The sequence below is a fragment of the Pseudomonas sp. B40(2017) genome (assembly GCF_002112855.1).
Lineage (GTDB): Bacteria > Pseudomonadota > Gammaproteobacteria > Pseudomonadales > Pseudomonadaceae > Aquipseudomonas > Aquipseudomonas pharyngis.
Window position 1 is genome coordinate 762,821 of record NZ_NEIT01000002.1, and the last position, 17,525, is coordinate 780,345.

Genomic DNA, 17,525 nt, shown 5'->3' on the forward strand with positions numbered 1-17,525 from the left:
CCTGCGCTATCTGTCGACCTGCAAGTTCGAGTCGATTATGGATTCGGTGAAGCATGATCAGGTCGACGTAAATCTGCAGCATCCCCCATTCAGTCCCCTCTCCCTCCGGGAGAGGGTTAGGGTGAGGGCTAGCTTTTGATCTTCTTACTTGCGGTTCAACATCACCGGCAACTGCGCCACCAGCTTGGCGTTGTTCAACGGCGCCCGAATAAACCCGCGCTGCGTCCCATCAGGCCCGATCACCGCCAGGTTGCCGCTGTGATCCACCGTGTAATTCGGCTTGCTGGTGTCCGCCGGAATGAACGGAATGCTCACCGCGTTCGCCACCTTCTGCAGCTCTTCGATCGACTTTGGCGTCAGGCCGATGAACTGTGGATCGAAGTAGCCCAGATACTGTTTCAACTGCGCAGGGTTGTCGCGGTTCGGGTCGACGCTGACCAGCACGATCTGCAACTTGTCCACGGCATCCTTCGGCAATTCGCTCTTGATCTGGCGCAGCTGGGCGAGGGTGGTCGGGCAGATGTCCGGGCAGAAGGTATAGCCGAAGAACAGCAGACTCCACTTGCCCTTGAGCTCGTTGATCGTGACCGGTTGGCCGTCCTGATTGGTCATCGTCACGTCCGGCAGGTTGCGGCTCTGCGGCAGCAGAATGATGCCGGCGTCGATCAGCGCGGTCGGGTCGCCCTGGCCCTTGCCGCTCAGCACTTTGTTGACGGTCAGGCCGAGGATCAGCGCGATCACGGCGACGAGGATGAAGACGGTTTTCTGGGTTCGAGTCATAGGTTCAACAGTAAGTAGTGGTCTACGAGCAGGGCGATGAACAGCAGAAACAGGTACCAGATAGAGTACTTGAAGGTGTTGATCGCCGCGTGCGGCCGAGTGCCACGGTACAGCACCACGGCCCATTGCAGAAACCTGGCGCCCAGACCGAGCGCGCAGATCAGGTACAGCAGGCCGCTCATGTGGATCACGTACGGCAACAGGCTGACCGCCAGCAGGGCGAATGTGTACAGCAGAATGTGCACCTTGGTGTAGTGCTCGCCATGGGTGACCGGCAGCATCGGAATGTCGGCCTTGGCGTATTCCTCTTTGCGATGGATGGCCAGCGCCCAGAAGTGCGGCGGGGTCCAGGCGAAGATGATCAGCACCAGCAGCAGCGGTTCGGCGCTGACGTGGCCGGTGGCGGCGGTCCAGCCGAGCAGCGGCGGGGCGGCGCCGGCGAGGCCACCGATGACGATGTTCTGCGGCGTCGCGCGTTTGAGAAAACCGGTGTAGATCACCGCGTAGCCAAGCAGCGAGGCCAGGGTCAGCCACGCGGTCAGCGGATTGGTGAAGGTCAGCAGCAGGGCCTGGCCGAGCAGTGCCAGCACCAGCGCAAAGGTCAGTGCGCCCGTGGGCGAAACCCGGCCCTCGGCCAGCGGCCGTTTATGGGTGCGGGCCATGACCGCATCGATACGCCGGTCCACCACGTGATTGACCGCCGCCGCGCCACCGGCACACAACGCGATCCCCAGGTTGCCGAACACCAGCACCGTCCACGGCACCCCGGCGCGGGTCGCGAGGAACATGCCGACCAGCGAGGTGATGAGCATCAGCACCACGACTTTCGGTTTGGTCAGCTCCAGGTAATCACGCCACAGCGCCTGCGCCGGACGTTCGCCGATCAGAATCGCCATGGCGTCTCTCCTTTAATCGTGATGGGCGCCGCCGAGTGTTTGCGCGGGCTCAGGCGCCAGCGCGCGATCATCGGCTGCCTGACCCGAACCAGGCTGGTTCGCGCGTGATAGTTGACCAGCACCATCGTCAGCAGCAGCGCCGCACCGCCGGCGTTGTGCGCTACGGCCACCGGCAGCGGCAGATGGAACAGCACGTTGCTGATGCCGAGGGTGATCTGCGCGCCGAGGGCGATCAGCACCAGCCCGGCCAGTCGCGTCATGCCCACCACTTTCAGTTGCCAGGCCAGGCCGAGCAGGACGACCGTCACCAGTAACGCACCGATGCGGTGGGTCAGGTGAATCGCCGTGCGTGCATCGCTGTCGAGTTGCCCGCCGAGGTAATTGGGGCCGATGTGTTGGGTCAGGTGAAAGCCGTTGGCGAAATCCGCCGGCGGCAGCCACTGGCCGTGGCAGGTCGGGAAGTCGATGCAGGCCACCGCCGCGTAGTTGGAACTGACCCAGCCGCCGAGAGCAATCTGGCCGATCACCAACAGCAATCCGGCAGTCGCCCAATATTGCAGACGCTTGGGCACGGTCAGCGCCGGCAGCACGCCGGACAGTCGCAAGGTCAGCAGAAACAGCAGGCTCAAGGTCGCGAAGCCGCCGAGCAGATGCCCGGTTACCACTTGTGGCCAGAGCTTGAGCGTCACCGTCCACATGCCGAACGCCGCCTGGGCGAACACCACCGCCAGCAGAAACAGCGGCAGCTTCAGCGGTTGCCCGGGATGACGACGGTTGACCCACGCGCGACCGGCCAACACCGAGATCAGCATGCCGAGGGTGCCGGCGAAGTAGCGGTGGATCATCTCGTTCCAGCCTTTGTGCGCCTCCACTGGCGAGTCGGGGTAATGCAGTTCGGCATGGGCCAGTTGGGCTTCGCTTTTCGGCACGCTGATGAACCCGTAGCAGCCCGGCCAGTCCGGACAGCCGAGGCCGGCGTGGGTCAGGCGGGTGTAGGCGCCGAGCAGCACGACGATCAGTGCCAGCAGGGTGGCAAACAGCGCGAGGCGAAATCCAGGTTTGGCCATGACGATGCCCTTATCCGATGTTCGACAGTTTCAGCAGGTGGCGCAGGTCGTTGAGCAGGTCCTTGCCCTTGACGCTCGGGTCGTAGCGCAGCACGAGGTTGCCGTGGGGATCGATGATCCACAGTTGCGGCGTGGCCTTGTCGCCCGTGGTCTTGCTGAAGGTCGCCGGGTCCAGCGGGTAGCGTTGCAGCTGCGGGTATTCGCGGGTCAGCTTGGCTTCGTAGTCGGCAGCCAACGGTTGTGCAGCGGCCAGGGCGTGGCTGGCGCGCCCGGCTTCGCGGCCCAGGCCGATCTGGATCTGCCGCGCCAGGTACACCAGTTGCTGGCAGTCCACCGCGCAATCCTTCGGTGCGGTCACCAGCATCTGCCAGCGCGTTTCGTCAGCCTGGATGCCGAGGTCGGCGCGGGTCTGACCGTTGCCGATCAATTCGCCGTGATAGCTGCGACCTTCCGGCACCCAGAACTGCAACTTGTACATGCCGGTGGCGAGGATCATCGGACCGACCACGCCGAGCACGATCAGCAGCAGCTGGATGCGTCCGCGACGGCGACTGGCCGGGACTTTCGTTTCAGACATGCTGGGTGGATTCATGGCCGCTCCCATGGTGTTTCTCCTTTGCGTTGTGCCAGCCGAGATAGAGGTAGAGCCCGAGCAGGGCGGTGGCCATGGCGAACCACTGCACGGCGTAACCGAGGTGTTTTTCCGGGCCCATCGCGACTACCGGCCAGTCGGCCTGATAGCTGGCGGGGCCGGGTTCGGCGCGTAATTCGTAGGCGAAACCATCGCGTTCGAGGGTTTTCCACAGCTTCGCGGGTTCGATGGCGGTGACGGTTTGCGGCCAGGTGCTGCTGACCGGGTCGGCATGCAGCTGGAAGGTGGCGCCGGGGGCGACGTACACCCAGGCATCGACATTCACGGCGTCGGTCGGTGTGTTGAATTGCGGGGCCGTGCGCCGATCCGGCCACGGCAGCCAGCCGCGATTGACCAGCAGCCACTGGCCGCTGCGTTGATCCTGAAACGGTTGCAGCAATTCGACGCCGACCTTGCCGTTGCGCTGACGGTTGTCCAGCAACAGGCTGTGGGCAGCATCGAACTGGCCGTGCAGATGCACCCGGCGAAAGGCCGGATCGGCGCTGTGCAGCAACTCGGTGCTGGCCATCGGTTCGGCGGCGCGGCGTTCGGCGTAGCTGGCGAGCAGGGCGGTTTTCTCCGCGCCCCGGCCCAGTTGCCAGAAGCCCAGCGAAATCAGCAACGGCAGCAGCAGGCCGACCACCAGAGTCGGCACCACGCCCGGCCGGAAGCGCTTCATGGCCGCGCCAGAAAATCAGTCAGTGCGATCGCTATACTCAAGTGCATCGCTTGTTCCCCCGGAGTTCTTCCCATGCTCAAAGCAGCCATCGTCCTGATGCTGATTGCCACGGTGGTCAGCCTGTTCAGCGGCCTGTTTTTCCTGGTCAAGGACGACAGCAGCTCGAATCGCCTGGTGATCGCCTTGAGTGTTCGGGTGACGTTGGCCGCTGTCACCGTCGGCCTGATCGCCTGGGGTTTCTACAGCGGCCAACTGGTGTCGCACGCGCCTTGGTAGCTCTGTTCCTCAGAGCACGTAAACGAAGATGAACAAGCCGATCCACACCACATCGACGAAGTGCCAATACCAGCTCGCCGCTTCAAAACCGAACTGATGTTCGTTGTCGAAGTGGCCCTTCATGATGCGCATCAGCATCACGAACAGAATGATCGTGCCGATGGTCACGTGGGCGCCGTGGAAACCGGTGAGCATGAAGAACGTCGCGCCGTAGATGCCCGAGCCGAGGGTCAGCCCCAGTTCGTGGTAGGCGTGGATATATTCTTCGGCCTGGAAACCGAGGAACGCGCAGCCCAGCAGCACGGTGATCGCCAGCCACAGTTTCAGCGCGCCGCGATGACCTTTCTTCAGCGCATGGTGGGCGATGGTGATGGTTACGCTGGAGCTCACCAGCAGGATGGTGTTGATCAGCGGCAGGCCCCAGGGGCTGATGACTTCCTTGGGCGGCGGGAACAGTTTCGGATCCGGCGTGTGCAGCAGCGGCCAGGTGAACTGGAAGTTCGGCCAGAGCATGTGGGCGATGCCTTTGGTGCCTTCGCCGCCCAGTGCCGGGCCGGAAATGTGCCGCACGTAGAACAGCGCGCCGAAGAAGGCGATGAAGAACATCACCTCGGAGAAGATGAACCAGCTCATGCCCCAGCGGAACGAGCGGTCCAGTTGTGGGCTGTACAAGCCCGCGCGGCTTTCCTTGATCACCGTGCCGAACCAGCCGAACAGCATGTACGCCAGCAACAGGCCGCCGACGAAAAAGATCAGCGGGCCGTGGGATTCCGGACGCGCTGCCTTCAGATCGTTGAACCAGGTCGCCAGGCCGTACACGGTGACGAACATCCCCACCGTGGCCACGATCGGCCACTTGCTCTGGGCCGGGACGTAATAGTGCTCATGAGTTGCCATTTATTGTTCTCCTTATCGGGCACGCTTAACCGCCAGTGTTTGCAGCCACCGGAGGATGTCGGGCGGTGATATCGAACAGCGTGTAGGACAGCGTCAGGTGCTTCACGTCCTTGGGCATGTCGCGGTCAACGATGAAACGCACCGGCATCTCGATCTGCTGACCGGGCTGCAGCACCTGCTGGGTAAAGCAAAAGCATTCGGTCTTGTGGAAATACGCCGCCGCATTGCTCGGCGCGATGCTCGGTACGGCTTGAGCGCTCATTGGTTTGTCGGTGGGGTTGCGCGCGATGAAGATCATCTCGTTCACCGCGCCGGGGTTGGCCGTCAGCTCGTCATGCTTGGGATAGAAATCCCATGGCATGTCGGCGGTGTTGGTCGACAGAAACTGTACCCGCACTTGCCGCGAGGCATCGACGGTCTGCTCGCCCTCGTACTGCCCGGCGGTCTTGCCGTTAATGCCGAACGCCTCGCACATCACGTCGTAGATCGGCACCAGGGCAAAACCGAAGACGAACATCGCCACCACCACGCCGAGCAGTCGGGTGACCAGCTTCTTCATCGAAATCGAGTCAGCCATGATTAATGTCTCTACCGAGAGCCCTTGTGGGAGCGAGCCTGCTCGCGATGCAGGCGCTACGGTCTGGCAGACAGACCGCGTCATCGTTCATCGCGAGCAGGCTCGCTCCCACATAGGGTTGGATTTTCATTTCACTTCCGGCGGCGTGGTGAAGGTGTGATACGGCGCCGGTGACGGCACGCTCCATTCCAGACCTTCGGCGCCATCCCACGGTTTGGCCGGAGCCGGTTCGCCGCCACGGATGGTCTTGATCACGATGAACAGGAAGAAGATCTGCGTGGCGCCGAACATGAACGCACCGATCGACGACACCATGTTGAAGTCGGCGAACTGCAGGTTGTAGTCCGGAATCCGCCGAGGCATGCCCGCCAGGCCCACGAAGTGCATCGGGAAGAACGTCAGGTTCATGCCGACGAAGGACAGCCAGAAGTGCAGCTTGCCCAGGGTTTCGTCGTACATGTGGCCGGTCCATTTCGGCAGCCAGTAATAGGCCGACGCGAAGATCCCGAAGATCGCCCCCGGCACCAGCACGTAGTGGAAATGCGCAACTACGAAGTAGGTGTCCTGGTACTGGAAGTCGGCCGGGGCGATGGCCAGCATCAGCCCGGAGAAACCGCCGATGGAGAACAGGATCACGAACGCCACGGCAAACAGCATCGGCGTCTCGAAGGTCATCGAGCCTTGCCACATGGTGCTGGCCCAGTTGAACACCTTCACCCCGGTCGGCACCGCGATCAGCATCGTCGCGTACATGAAGAACAACTCGCCCACCAGCGGGATGCCCACCACGAACATGTGGTGCGCCCAGACGATGAACGACAGGAACGCGATGCTCGCTGTGGCGTAGACCATCGAGGTGTAGCCGAACAGCGGCTTGCGCGAGAAGGTCGGGATGATCTGGCTGACGGCACCGAAGGCCGGCAGGATCATGATGTACACCTCGGGGTGGCCGAAGAACCAGAACACATGCTGGAACAGCACCGGGTCACCGCCACCGGCGGCACTGAAGAAGCTGGTGCCGAAGTGGATGTCCATCAACATCATCGTCACGCACCCGGCCAGCACCGGCATCACCGCGATCAGCAGGAACGCGGTGATCAGCCAGGTCCAGACGAACAGCGGCATTTTCATCAGGGTCATGCCGGGGGCGCGCAGGTTGAGGATGGTGGCGATCACGTTGATCGCGCCCATGATCGAACTGATCCCCATCAGGTGGATGGCGAAGATGAAGAACGTCACGCTTTCCGGGGCATAGGTGGTGGACAGCGGTGCGTAGAACGTCCAGCCGAAGTTCGGCCCGCCACCGGGGGTGAACAGGGTCGAGACCAGCAGCAGGAACGCCGCCGGCAGTAGCCAGAAGCTGAAGTTGTTCATCCGCGGCAGGGCCATGTCCGGCGCGCCGACCATCAACGGGATCATCCAGTTGGCGAGGCCGACGAACGCCGGCATCACCGCACCGAACACCATCACCAGGCCGTGCATGGTGGTCATCTGGTTGAAGAACGCAGGCTCCACGATCTGCAGGCCGGGCTGGAACAGCTCGGCGCGGATCACCATGGCGAACGAGCCGCCGAGCAGGAACATGCAGAACGCAAACCACAGGTACAGCGTGCCGATGTCCTTGTGGTTGGTGGTCAGCACCCAGCGCATCAGGCCTTTGGCGGGGCCGTGGGCGTGGTCGTGGTCGGCATGACCGTGGTCATCGATGACAGCGCTCATGGCCGGTCTCCTTCAAGTGAGTGGACTGGGCAGGCCGGGACGCAGGGCCCCGACCGGTTCACGAAGTACGCAATAGACCGGCTCATTTGCTTTCCGCCTGTTTCAGCTCCAGCACTTCTTTTGGCGTGACCATGTCGCCCTTGTTGTTGCCCCAGGCGTTACGTTCGTAGGTCACGACCGCTGCGATATCGACTTCCGACAGCTGCTTGCCGAACGCCGCCATGGCGGTGCCGGGCTTGCCGTGGAAGACAATGCTCAGGTGCGCCTCTTTCGGGCCGGTGGCGATTTTCGAGCCCTTGAGGGCCGGGAACATTGGTGGCAGGCCCTGGCCTTCAGCCTGGTGACAGGCGACGCAGGTGGTGTGGTAGATCTTGTCGCCACGTTCCTTGAGTTCGTCGAGGGTCCATTCCTTGCTGGTCAGCTCCTTGAGCTGCAACGCTTCGGCCTTGCGCTCGGCAAGCCATTTTTCGTAGTCGGCCTTCTCTTTGACGTCGACCACGATCGGCATGAAGCCGTGGTCCTTGCCGCACAGTTCGGCGCACTGGCCACGGTAGAGGCCGGGCTTGTCGATGCGGGTCCAGGCTTCGTTGACGAACCCGGGGATCGCATCGCGCTTGACCGCGAAGGCCGGCACCCACCAGGAGTGGATCACGTCGGCGGAGGTCACGAGGAAGCGCACCTTGGCCCCGGTCGGCAGTACCAGCGGCTTGTCGACCTCGAGCAGGTAGTGTTCGCCCTTGGCTTCCTTGTTGTGGATCTGCTCGGCGGGCGTGGCCAGGTTACTGAAGAACTCGACGTCCTGGCCGAGGTATTTGTAGTGCCACTTCCACTGATAACCGGTGATCTGGATATCGATATCCGGCTCACTGGTGTCGTACATCTTGATCAGGGTCGCGGTCGCCGGAACGGCCATCGCCACCAGGATCAGCAGCGGGACGACGGTCCAGAGAATTTCGACGGTAGTGCTTTCGTGGAACTTTGCGGCGACCTGCCCGGTAGAACGGCGGTGCACCATCATCGACCAGAACATGGCGCCGAAGACGATGATCCCGATCACCACACAGATCCAGAAAATGGTCATGTGCAGGTCGAATACTGCGTGACTGATTTCAGTCGCTCCAGGCGCCATATTCACAGTCCAGGCAGCTTGCACCGGGCTGAAAATCGACCACAACAGGAGGCCCATCCAGACGTGTGGATGTCGCATCATTGCGGGTTCCCCTTATCGTTCTTGTTATCCCGCCGGCTTTCACCAGAGGCAAGGGAGCGGCTGCATCAGACTACGAACTTGAATCGCCGGGCCTTGCTGCGTGGGCAGTCGGGCGTCATCAGCTAACTCCATTCAATGGCGAGTATAGACAGCCACCGAGAAATGCAATGTGAGGACGTAAATCGAATGAAACAGCTGACACTTGCGTTCCAGGGCACGAATGGAGAAGGATGCAGACGAGTGGTGGCAAACCGATATAACGCCGGTGCATCAAGGATGAAATAATTATGACAAATGCGTCTTAGCATTTTTCGTAAGCCAGCTAAGTTATGTCTTCCCTATTTCATTGCCTTGTTTCCTGGAGTTTTCATGAACACCGCCGCATTGCGCGAGCAAATACACATAGCCCGACAACACGAGATTGAAACCGGAAAGCTGACCCGTCAGCTCGAAGCTCAAATGCAACACCTGCACCCGGCGATCCAGTTGCCGGAAACCGACGCCAACGGCGTGCTGACGCGTTTTGTCGCCGCCTACATCGACGAAGTGCCAGACCTGCTGGATGCAGCCAATGAAGTCGCCAGGGAAGCGGGAATCGAATCGCAGATCAAACCGGTGCTGAAAATCGCCGAGCAGTACTTCCTCCAGCCGCCCGTGGGCCTGGACAGTCTGCTGGACGAAGCCTATTTGGCGCACCGTTTTGTCGAAGAGGTCAACGACCTGTACATCAAGCATTTCGGCCAGCCACTGATCCCCTTGGACATGACGGTCGCCAATCTGATTGCTCACCAGTTGATCGGTGAGGAATTTGCCAACCAACTCGACGAAGTGGTGCATCACGCGGTGGACAGCATGCTCGACGACGACAGCTTTGCGCTGGAGTCGGTGGAAGCCTACCGCGAGAAACTCAGCAGCCCGGACACCGGTGCGGCGTGGAAACGCTGGCCGTGCATGAGCCGCCGTCTGGGCGTGGGCCTGGAGCTGGATCAGCCTGCGGCTTGATCTCGGCGCAAACGATTGGGGGAACAGATTGCTCTGTTCCCCCAAGTGTTTTCAGCCCGCCGCACCGATCCCGGTGGTGGTGCGGATCCGTCCCTCGAGCCGTCGCTTCAATCCACGCGACTCGATCAACAGTTTCGCCCCCTTGGCCGCATTCGCCCGGCCCCACTCTTCGAGCAGTTCCAGACACGAATGGTCGATGTAGCTCAGGTTATTGAGCGGCACGTGAACCGTCGTGCCCGGCGGAATGCTGCCCAGTACTTGAGTCAGCGCCGGCACCTTGAGGAACGTCGCGGCGCCCACCAGACGCAACTCCATTTCCCCTTCCTGCGGCAGATCGATCAGGCTGATTTTCAGGCGCGAGGCCTTGAACGCCAGTTTCAACAAAGTCAGGCCGAAACCGATCAATACGCCCGTCAACAGGTCGGTGAAGATGATCGCCAGCGCCGTGGCGGCGTAGGTGAACATCGGCATCCGGCCATAACGCCCCAGACCACGGAACGCCTTCAGGTCCACCAGTTTGAAACCGGTGTAAACCAGAACGCCGGCCAGACTCGCCACCGGAATACTCTGCAACACGCTCGACAGCAACAGCACGAACGCCAGCAACCACAGGCCATGGAAAATCGTCGAGTAACGTGTGGTGGCACCAGCCTGGACGTTTGCTGAACTGCGCACGATCACCCCGGTCATCGGCAGCGCGCCGACCAGACCGCAAAGCATGTTACCGACGCCTTGCGCCGACAGCTCACGGTCGAAATCCGAACGCGGGCCGCTGTGCATGCGATCCACCGCGGCGGCGGACAGCAGGGTTTCGGCGCTGGCGATGAAGGCGACAGCGAACGCGGCGATCAGCAGCGTCGGGTCAGCCAAGCTGAGCAGGTCCGCCGGTTTCAGCCAGTCGATGGCTTCGGCCAGATTCGCCGGCACTTCAACCCGCTTCACTTGCAGCGCCAGCAAAAGGCTGGCACCTGTCGCCAGCCCGACCCCGAGCAGCGCGCCGGGAATGAAACGCAGCGAATGCGGGCGGAATTTTTCCCACAGCCACATCACCGCGATGGTCGACAGCCCGAGCAGCCCGGCCTGCCAGCCAAAGGACGGCAAGGCCTGCGCCACTGCGCCGGGGAATGCCGTCAGATTGTCCAGACCAGAGGGTTTCGGTGACGCGTCAAGCATCACATGCACCTGTGACAGCACGATCAGCACACCGATACCGGCAAGCATGCCGTACACCACCGCTGGCGCCGTGACCCGGAACCAGCAACCGAGCTTCAGGCGTCCCGCTACCAGTTGCAGGAAACCGGCGAGCAGCAGGATCGGCCCGAGCATTTCGATGCCATGCTGGCGTACCAGCTCGAACACCAGCACCGCCAGACCCGCCGCCGGACCGCTGACCTGCAACGGCGACCCCGCCAGCCAGCCCACCACCAGCCCTCCGATGATCCCGGTGATCAGGCCTTTGGCCGGTGGCAGCCCTGAAGCAATCGCAATGCCCATGCACAGCGGCAACGCGACCAGAAACACAACCACTGAAGCGAGCAGCTCCCGTGGCAACACAGCTTTCAATTGAGCCGCACGCATGGCGATACTCCCGAAGTTTTCTTCAGGCGTGGCAGTGCCTGGCCGCTGAAACAGCGGCCGGCGTCAAACCACACGGATTTTTAGGAGGATTTAGAAGCGCGCTTTGGGCGTCGCCACCGGAATCGGATGGCTGCCGTCGAGCGGCAGGAAGCAACCCTGATCCGCGTCGTAAGCTTTGATTTCGCTGGTTTCGATGTTGTAGACCCAGCCATGGATGAACAGATGACCGTTCGCCATGCGCGAGGCTACCGAAGGATGGGTACGCAAGTGCTGCAGTTGGGCGATGACGTTTTCCTCGGTGAGGATCGGCATGCTTTCTTTTTCGTCGGCGCAGTTGCAGTTGTCATGCACCATGGTTTTCGCGACTTCGGCGTGGCGCAGCCAGGCTTTGACCGTCGGCATCTTTTCCAGGCTGTCCGGATTGAGTACCGCACGCATGGCGCCGCAGTCGGAGTGGCCGCAAATGATGATGTGCTGCACGCCGAGGGCCAGTACCGCATATTCGATGGCGGTGGAAACGCCGCCGTTCATCTGGCCGTAGGGTGGCACGACGTTGCCGACGTTACGTGTCACGAACAGATCGCCGGGCGAACTCTGGGTGATCAGTTCAGGAACGATGCGCGAGTCGGCGCAGGTGATGAACATGGCCCGTGGCGATTGGGCCGTGGCGAGTTTCTTGAAGAGTTCTTCCTGCTGCGGAAAGACCTCATGATGAAAATGCAAAAAGCCGTCAACGATACGCTTCAACGCTGCATCGGCGGATTCCGCCACAGGGGCGGCTTGCGCCGACGCAGCCAACGGCTGTTTATCCTTGTCACTCATGATTCATCCTCATTGGCGGATTCGGGGAGTCGTTCCCGTGTATTCCGGTGTGAAGCCAGTGGCTGTTTAGAACATCCGGGTCATCCCGACCCGTCAGTCACTCGATGAGCAAGGTAACTGCCGAAACTTAACTCAAACTGAATCAAGCGCTCTAGAACGTGTGTTCCAGGTCACAAAATGTGTGACCGGCGTAAACCGGGTCAAGCATTCCTTCCTCTCAACCATGGGCCAATTGTCGCTAAATCAGCGCCATCTGACGACCCGGCGGACAGAAGGCCGTGCAGTCGAGGTTGTAGCCTTCGCGGTGATTGAGCCCAAGACGTTTCAGTGCTTTGGCGAAGCGCTGGGCGAGCAGGTCGGCAAACGGCCCCTCGCCGCGCATCCGGGCACCGAAACGGCTGTCGTACAGCTCGCCGCCACGGCTCTGGCGGATCAGGCTCAGCACATGCGCCGCACGCTGCGGGTAGTGCGCTTCAAGCCATTCCTCGAACAGCGGTGCCACTTCCAGCGGCAGGCGCAGCATCATATAGGCCGCGCTCTGGGCGCCGGCCGCGTGGGCCTCGGTCAACAGGCTTTCGATCTCGCTGTCGTTGATCATCGGAATCATCGGTGAACACAGCACCCCCACCGGAATCCCCGCCTCGCGCATCACCCGGATCGCCCGCAAACGCGCCTTGGGTGCGGCGGCGCGGGGTTCGAGGATGCGTTTGAGTTCGTCGTCCAGGGTGGTCAGGCTGATCATCACCGCCACCAGCCGCTGTTGTGCCAGTTCGGTGAGCAGGTCGAGGTCGCGCAGGATCAGCGAGCCCTTGGTGACGATCGTCACCGGATGCCGGTAGCGCAGCAGCACTTCGAGGGTCTGGCGGGTTATTCGGTGTTCGCGTTCGATCGGCTGATAGGGATCGGTATTGGAGCCGAGGTTGATCGGCGCACATTGATAGCCTTTTTTCCCCAGCTGTTCTTCCAGTAGCTGTGCCGCGTTGGTTTTGGCGATCAGTTTGGTTTCGAAATCCAGCCCCGGCGACATGTCCCAATAAGCGTGGCTGGGCCGTGCATAGCAATAAATGCAGCCATGCTCGCAGCCGCGATAGGGGTTGATCGAACGGTCGAAGGGCAGGTCCGGGGAGGTGTTGCGGGTGATGATGGTCTTCGCGGTTTCGAAGCTGACTTCGGTGCCCTGAGTCAGTGGCACTTCCTGATACCAGCCGTCATCCTCGGCCACCGAACGACTCGGCGCGAAGCGGTTGTGCGGGTTGGTGGCGGTGCCGCGACCGCGCGGAGGAAGAGGGGTGGACATGGCAGCGCCTCGATACTGTGTGCATATACAGTATCGAGACGCTGTCGATCTGACTAGTGCCGTTGGGCGAACAGTCAGTTGTGCTGTGTCACCTGGCCGAGGTCATCGTTCGAGGTTTGCTTCATATCGTCCTTGCGCAACTGGGTCACGTCAGCGGCCTTGACCGGCGCGCCCTTATTGCCCCAACTGCCACGGATGAAGCTCACCACATCGGCCACTTCCTGATCCGACAGACGCCAGGCGAAGCCAGGCATGGTGAAGGTCGATGGCGCGGCGTGCGTCGCAGGTAGAGCGCCGCCCTTGAGCACGATGTGAATCAGCGAGGTCGGGTCGTCCGATTGCAGCACCGGATTGCCTGCCAGCGCCGGGAACACCCGGGTGTAGCCATGGCCGTCGGTGCGGTGGCACGCCGCGCAGTTGTCGATGTACACCGACGCGCCACGCTGACTGTCATCACCGTTCCACAAGGCCTTGGCGGCTTTCTCGTCGTACTGGTGCGGCTGGTCGGCAGGATCATTGGCCGGCAGCGATTTCAGGTAACGGGCAATCGCGGTCAGGTCGGCGTCGGTCATGTACTGCATGCTGTGGGTGACCACGTCGCTCATGCCGCCGAACACTGCGCTGCGGTCGCTGCGACCGGTCTTGAGGAACTGCACCAGTTGCTCTTCGCTCCAACTGCCGAGACCGTCCTTGTGGTCACCGCGCAAACTTTTGGCGATCCAGCCCTCCAGCGGCGCGCTGCCTGACAGAAAACTGCTGCCTTCGGCCGCGCTCAGGGATTTTTCCTGCATGGTCAGGGCCCGTGGCGTATGGCAGGCGCCGCAATGTCCGAGGCCTTCCACCAGATACGCCCCACGGCTGACGACGGCATCGTCCGACGCGGGTTTGTAGTCCTCGACCTTTGGCGCGAACAGCCAGCGCCAGCCCATCAGCGGCCAGCGCATGCTCAATGGCCACGGGATGTCACTGGCCTTGTTCTCTTGCGCCACCGGTGCAACGCCATGCATGAAGTAGGCGTAGAGCGCCCGCATGTCGGTTTCGCTGACACGGGCGTAGGACGGGTACGGCATCGCCGGGTACAGGGTCGTGCCGTTTTTGGCCACGCCATGGCGCACGGCCTGGTCGAAGTCCTCGAAACTGTAGTCACCGACACCGGTTTTATCCGGGGTGATGTTGGTTGAGTAAATTGTGCCGATCGGGGTTTCCATCGGCAGGCCACCGGCGAACGGCTTGCCATCCTTGGCCGTGTGGCAGGCCACGCAGTCGCCGGCACGGGCGAGGTATTCGCCTTGTTTGATCAGGGATTGATCAATTTCGGCGCCGTGAGCGGCCGTGCTGCCGAGCAGCGCGAGGGTCGCGATAACAAGAGTCTTCATGGTCATCGCTCCTTAAGCCTGAACCAGCGGGCCGGGGTTTTTCAGGTACTGCTCGCGAATCGCTTTCGCCGACCAGTAGGTCAACGCGGCGACCAGCCCGGTCGGGTTGTAACCCAGCCCTTGCGGGAATGCCGAGGCACCCGGAACGAACACGTTGTGCACGTCCCAGCTCTGCAGGTAGCGGTTCAGCGCGCTGGTCTTCGGATCGGTGCCCATGATCGCGCCACCGTTGAGGTGGGTGGTCTGGTACGAGGCGCTGTTGAAGTGGTCGCCGACTTTCTTGCCGATCACGGCAATGGCTTTCGGGCCCATGGCCTCGGCGATCTTGCCCATTTTCTCGACCATGAAGCGGTTCATCTTGATGTCGTTTTCCTGCCAGTCGAACGTCATCCGCAGCAGCGGCATGCCGTAGGCATCGCGGTACACCGGGTCCAGATCGAGGTAGTTGCCACGGTAGGACTGATGCGCGCCGTGGGCGTCCATCGACACCTGGTGGGTGTAGTAATCGGCAGTGGCGCGTTTCCACGCACTGCCCCAGGCCGGGGTGCCCGGTGGGTTGGAGGTGCCGGCGATCGGTCGGCTGCCGGCCTGGTTGACCCACATCGGCGAGCCACCGACGAAGCCATGCGGCCCGTGATCGAAGTTGTCGGCGTTGAAGTCATCCACCGCCACACCGTTGCCGCCGGCACCGATGAAGTTGTTGGTGTGGGTGTCCTTGTCGAAGAACGCCTTGATGGTGGCCATGTTCTGGTAGGCAAAGTTGCGCCCGACCACGCCTTCGCCACTGACCGGGTCGTAGGGCTTGCCGATGCCGGACAGCAGCATCAGACGCACGTTGTGCAACTGGAACGCGCCGAGGATCACCAGATCCGCCGGTTGCTCGATCTCGCGACCCTGGCCGTCGACGTAGGTGACGCCGGTGGCCTTGGTTTTCGTGCTGTCGAGGTTGACCCGCAGGACGTGGGCGTTGGGCCGCAGTTCGAAATTCGGCAGCGGTTTCAGCGCCGGCAGAATGTTCACGTTCGGCGACGCCTTGGAATACATGTAGCAAACATAACCGCTGCAGAAACCGCAGAAATTGCACGGGCCCATCTGCGCGCCGTACGGGTTGGTGTACGGCCCTGAAGTATTGGCGGAAGGCAGGTTGTAGGGTTTGTAACCGACTTCGGTAGCCGCTTTGCCGAACAGCTGTGCGGAAACCGTGTTTTTCTGCGCTTCCAGCGGGAACGGGTTCGAGCGATCCGGTGCGTACGGGTTGCCGCCCTTGCCCTGGCCGACCAGTTGGCCTTTCACGGTCCAGGCCTGGCCGGAGGTGCCGAAGACTTTTTCGGCGAAATCGAAGAACGGTTCCAGTTCTTCATAGCTGACGCCGAAGTCCTGGATGGTCATGTCCTTGGGGATGAAGCTTTTGCCGTAGCGCTCTTCGTAGTGGCTGCGCATGCGCAACTCGATCGGGTCGACTCGAAAGTGCACGCCCGACCAGTGCAGCCCGGCGCCGCCCACGCCATTGCCGGGCAGGAACGCGCCCAACTGGCGATTCGGCAGGGCGATGTCGTTGATGCTGTGGCGGATGGTGACGGTTTCCTTGGAAACGTCCTGGAAGAGTTTTTTCCGCACGCTGTAGGTGAGTTCGTCGATCACCTGTGGATAGTTGCCGTCCGGGTAGGTGTCCTGCATCGGCCCGCGTTCCAGTGCCAGCACGTTCAGCCCCGCTTCGGTGAGCTCCTTGGCCATGATCGCGCCCGTCCAGCCGAAACCGACGATCACTGCGTCGACCTTTTTCATTACCGTTGCCATGCTCACGCCCTCTCGCCGCGAATCGAAACTGCCGGGAAGGGGTACTGCTCGTTGCGTTCCACCCAATCCATGAAATCGGCGCGGGCGCCGGGGAAGCCGATCATGGTCCAGCCGACCATGCCTTTATTGCCGCCATGGATCGGGTCGCAGAAGAACCCTTCCTTGGTGTTTTGCAGCAGCAGGCTGAAGAAAATCTTCGCCGGAACGCTGTCGAATTGCGGTTTCCCGGCTTCGAGTTGCATGAGCAGATCGTCTCGGGTAGCGCTGTCTTGCTCGGCAAATGTTTTACCGTTGATGGATTTTGCCCACTGATCCGTGGCGGCGATGCCGAGACGATAGATTTCTTTCGGGACCAGTTTGCTCTGCCAGCCCATCTCCGGCGCGGCGTCGGCATTGAACGGGCCCTGCATGTACCAAAGGGCACCGGCGGCATACGGCGTGTTCATCTGACGGTCGATGTATTCCGGCACGCCGGCCTCGAGTGCCCCAGGGCCTTGCGCATCGTTGGGGATCAATTGCGCGACGGCGGCATTGATGAACGCCCACTCTTCGGCAGTGAAATAGCTTGGCTGATAGGTACTGGCTTCAACGGCGGCCGGTTTCGCCGGGGGCGTGGCAGGCGCACTTTCCGGCGCGGCTTGCAGCACGGTGCTGCCGAGTCCGCTGCCGGCGAGGGTAACCACTGGAATCAGGGTCAGGGATTTGCGCAAAAACTCACGCCGCGGGTTGTCTCGATCTTCATCAGACATGGGGATGCACCTCATCAGGCATTGATGGTTGTCAGCCGTTTCTGCGAACGGCTCAAGAATTTTCTGGCTGCGACGTGGCCGGAATGACCGGTAGAAGGGGGACGCGTCTGCAACATGATGTGACAAATGGTAGCAGGCTAAGCAACCGGATGAACCGATTCAGCCAAAAAAA

At 61.6% G+C, this 17,525-nt stretch carries 17 protein-coding genes; 2 read left to right on the top strand and 15 right to left on the bottom strand.

Translation table 11 applies throughout. The features are described 5' to 3' along the window. Positions 1–144 precede the first annotated feature (144 nt). From CAF76_RS07120 to CAF76_RS07140, 5 genes are read right to left on the bottom strand one after another with little or no spacing between them, the layout of a single operon-like run. Complete coding sequence (locus CAF76_RS07120) at positions 145–780, bottom strand: SCO family protein (RefSeq protein ID WP_085647189.1); 636 nt, start codon at positions 778–780, stop codon at positions 145–147. Continuing rightward, complete coding sequence (gene cyoE, locus CAF76_RS07125; RefSeq protein ID WP_007953992.1) at positions 777–1,676, bottom strand: heme o synthase; 900 nt, start codon at positions 1,674–1,676, stop codon at positions 777–779. Before cyoE ends, CAF76_RS07120 begins: the two co-directional genes overlap by 4 nt. Next, the gene (locus CAF76_RS07130; protein WP_085647190.1) at positions 1,664–2,743 is read right to left on the bottom strand and encodes a heme A synthase; all 1,080 of its coding nucleotides are present in this window, start codon (positions 2,741–2,743) and stop codon (positions 1,664–1,666) included. Before CAF76_RS07130 ends, cyoE begins: the two co-directional genes overlap by 13 nt. A gap of 10 nt (positions 2,744–2,753) precedes the next feature. Further along, complete coding sequence (locus CAF76_RS07135) at positions 2,754–3,347, bottom strand: hypothetical protein (RefSeq protein ID WP_064592499.1); 594 nt, start codon at positions 3,345–3,347, stop codon at positions 2,754–2,756. Beyond that, positions 3,313–4,053 (bottom strand): SURF1 family protein, encoded by a 741-nt coding sequence (locus CAF76_RS07140; RefSeq protein WP_064592501.1) that lies wholly within the window; start codon positions 4,051–4,053, stop codon positions 3,313–3,315. The genes CAF76_RS07135 and CAF76_RS07140 overlap by 35 nt, the downstream gene beginning before the upstream one ends. 72 nt (positions 4,054–4,125) lie before the next feature. Between CAF76_RS07140 and CAF76_RS07145 the strand changes: the two genes are divergently transcribed. Continuing rightward, positions 4,126–4,329 carry a twin transmembrane helix small protein gene (locus tag CAF76_RS07145; RefSeq protein WP_064592503.1) on the top strand — a complete coding sequence of 68 codons (204 nt, stop codon included), beginning with the start codon at positions 4,126–4,128 and terminating at the stop codon, positions 4,327–4,329. Between the two features lie 9 nt (positions 4,330–4,338). On the opposite strand, the gene CAF76_RS07150 is transcribed toward CAF76_RS07145, so the two are convergent. From CAF76_RS07150 to coxB, 4 genes are all read right to left on the bottom strand, one after another. Further along, complete coding sequence (locus CAF76_RS07150) at positions 4,339–5,226, bottom strand: cytochrome c oxidase subunit 3 (RefSeq protein ID WP_011331798.1); 888 nt, start codon at positions 5,224–5,226, stop codon at positions 4,339–4,341. Between the two features lie 25 nt (positions 5,227–5,251). Further along, positions 5,252–5,803, bottom strand: a complete 552-nt coding sequence (locus CAF76_RS07155; RefSeq protein WP_085647191.1) for a cytochrome c oxidase assembly protein — start codon at positions 5,801–5,803, stop codon at positions 5,252–5,254. 126 nt (positions 5,804–5,929) lie between these two features. Next, positions 5,930–7,522: a cytochrome c oxidase subunit I gene (gene ctaD / locus CAF76_RS07160; RefSeq protein ID WP_007953983.1), complete on the bottom strand. Its 1,593-nt coding sequence runs from the start codon at positions 7,520–7,522 to the stop codon at positions 5,930–5,932. 82 nt (positions 7,523–7,604) lie between these two features. Then, complete coding sequence (coxB, locus tag CAF76_RS07165; RefSeq protein ID WP_011331801.1) at positions 7,605–8,732, bottom strand: cytochrome c oxidase subunit II; 1,128 nt, start codon at positions 8,730–8,732, stop codon at positions 7,605–7,607. Positions 8,733–9,101: 369 nt separating this feature from the next. On the opposite strand from coxB, the gene CAF76_RS07170 reads away from it, so the two are divergent. Next, positions 9,102–9,734 carry a hypothetical protein gene (locus CAF76_RS07170; protein WP_039764833.1) on the top strand — a complete coding sequence of 211 codons (633 nt, stop codon included), beginning with the start codon at positions 9,102–9,104 and terminating at the stop codon, positions 9,732–9,734. Positions 9,735–9,785: 51 nt separating this feature from the next. Here CAF76_RS07170 and CAF76_RS07175 read toward each other — a convergent pair whose 3' ends face one another. The 6 genes from CAF76_RS07175 to CAF76_RS07200 all read right to left on the bottom strand — a co-directional run bounded on the left by CAF76_RS07175 (position 9,786) and on the right by CAF76_RS07200 (position 17,353). After that, positions 9,786–11,312, bottom strand: a complete 1,527-nt coding sequence (locus tag CAF76_RS07175; RefSeq protein WP_085647192.1) for a SulP family inorganic anion transporter — start codon at positions 11,310–11,312, stop codon at positions 9,786–9,788. 90 nt (positions 11,313–11,402) lie between these two features. Continuing rightward, a complete protein-coding gene (locus CAF76_RS07180; protein ID WP_064592510.1) occupies positions 11,403–12,134 on the bottom strand; it encodes a carbonic anhydrase in 732 nt (243 codons plus the stop codon). Between the two features lie 238 nt (positions 12,135–12,372). Further along, positions 12,373–13,431, bottom strand: coding sequence for a PA0069 family radical SAM protein (locus tag CAF76_RS07185; protein ID WP_085647193.1), 1,059 nt, complete (start codon positions 13,429–13,431; stop codon positions 12,373–12,375). A 74-nt stretch (positions 13,432–13,505) separates the two neighbouring features. Beyond that, complete coding sequence (locus CAF76_RS07190) at positions 13,506–14,807, bottom strand: cytochrome c (protein ID WP_085647194.1); 1,302 nt, start codon at positions 14,805–14,807, stop codon at positions 13,506–13,508. A gap of 12 nt (positions 14,808–14,819) precedes the next feature. After that, on the bottom strand, positions 14,820–16,604 hold the full coding sequence (locus tag CAF76_RS07195; protein WP_085613564.1) for a GMC family oxidoreductase: 1,785 nt from the start codon (positions 16,602–16,604) through the stop codon (positions 14,820–14,822). Between the two features lie 2 nt (positions 16,605–16,606). Continuing rightward, positions 16,607–17,353, bottom strand: a complete 747-nt coding sequence (locus CAF76_RS07200; protein WP_085647195.1) for a gluconate 2-dehydrogenase subunit 3 family protein — start codon at positions 17,351–17,353, stop codon at positions 16,607–16,609. Positions 17,354–17,525 lie beyond the last annotated feature (172 nt).

Excerpts from the sequence above, each read along its gene's own strand:
- CAF76_RS07120 (WP_085647189.1), bottom strand. The coding sequence starts at position 780 with ATGACTCGAACCCAGAAAACCGTCTTCATCCTCGTCGCCGTGATCGCG.
- cyoE (WP_007953992.1), bottom strand. The coding sequence starts at position 1,676 with ATGGCGATTCTGATCGGCGAACGTCCGGCGCAGGCGCTGTGGCGTGAT.
- CAF76_RS07130 (WP_085647190.1), bottom strand. The coding sequence starts at position 2,743 with ATGGCCAAACCTGGATTTCGCCTCGCGCTGTTTGCCACCCTGCTGGCA.
- CAF76_RS07135 (WP_064592499.1), bottom strand. The coding sequence starts at position 3,347 with ATGGGAGCGGCCATGAATCCACCCAGCATGTCTGAAACGAAAGTCCCG.
- CAF76_RS07140 (WP_064592501.1), bottom strand. The coding sequence starts at position 4,053 with ATGAAGCGCTTCCGGCCGGGCGTGGTGCCGACTCTGGTGGTCGGCCTG.
- CAF76_RS07145 (WP_064592503.1), top strand. The coding sequence starts at position 4,126 with ATGCTCAAAGCAGCCATCGTCCTGATGCTGATTGCCACGGTGGTCAGC.
- CAF76_RS07150 (WP_011331798.1), bottom strand. The coding sequence starts at position 5,226 with ATGGCAACTCATGAGCACTATTACGTCCCGGCCCAGAGCAAGTGGCCG.
- CAF76_RS07155 (WP_085647191.1), bottom strand. The coding sequence starts at position 5,803 with ATGGCTGACTCGATTTCGATGAAGAAGCTGGTCACCCGACTGCTCGGC.
- ctaD (WP_007953983.1), bottom strand. The coding sequence starts at position 7,522 with ATGAGCGCTGTCATCGATGACCACGGTCATGCCGACCACGACCACGCC.
- coxB (WP_011331801.1), bottom strand. The coding sequence starts at position 8,732 with ATGATGCGACATCCACACGTCTGGATGGGCCTCCTGTTGTGGTCGATT.
- CAF76_RS07170 (WP_039764833.1), top strand. The coding sequence starts at position 9,102 with ATGAACACCGCCGCATTGCGCGAGCAAATACACATAGCCCGACAACAC.
- CAF76_RS07175 (WP_085647192.1), bottom strand. The coding sequence starts at position 11,312 with ATGCGTGCGGCTCAATTGAAAGCTGTGTTGCCACGGGAGCTGCTCGCT.
- CAF76_RS07180 (WP_064592510.1), bottom strand. The coding sequence starts at position 12,134 with ATGAGTGACAAGGATAAACAGCCGTTGGCTGCGTCGGCGCAAGCCGCC.
- CAF76_RS07185 (WP_085647193.1), bottom strand. The coding sequence starts at position 13,431 with ATGTCCACCCCTCTTCCTCCGCGCGGTCGCGGCACCGCCACCAACCCG.
- CAF76_RS07190 (WP_085647194.1), bottom strand. The coding sequence starts at position 14,807 with ATGAAGACTCTTGTTATCGCGACCCTCGCGCTGCTCGGCAGCACGGCC.
- CAF76_RS07195 (WP_085613564.1), bottom strand. The coding sequence starts at position 16,604 with ATGGCAACGGTAATGAAAAAGGTCGACGCAGTGATCGTCGGTTTCGGC.
- CAF76_RS07200 (WP_085647195.1), bottom strand. The coding sequence starts at position 17,353 with ATGTCTGATGAAGATCGAGACAACCCGCGGCGTGAGTTTTTGCGCAAA.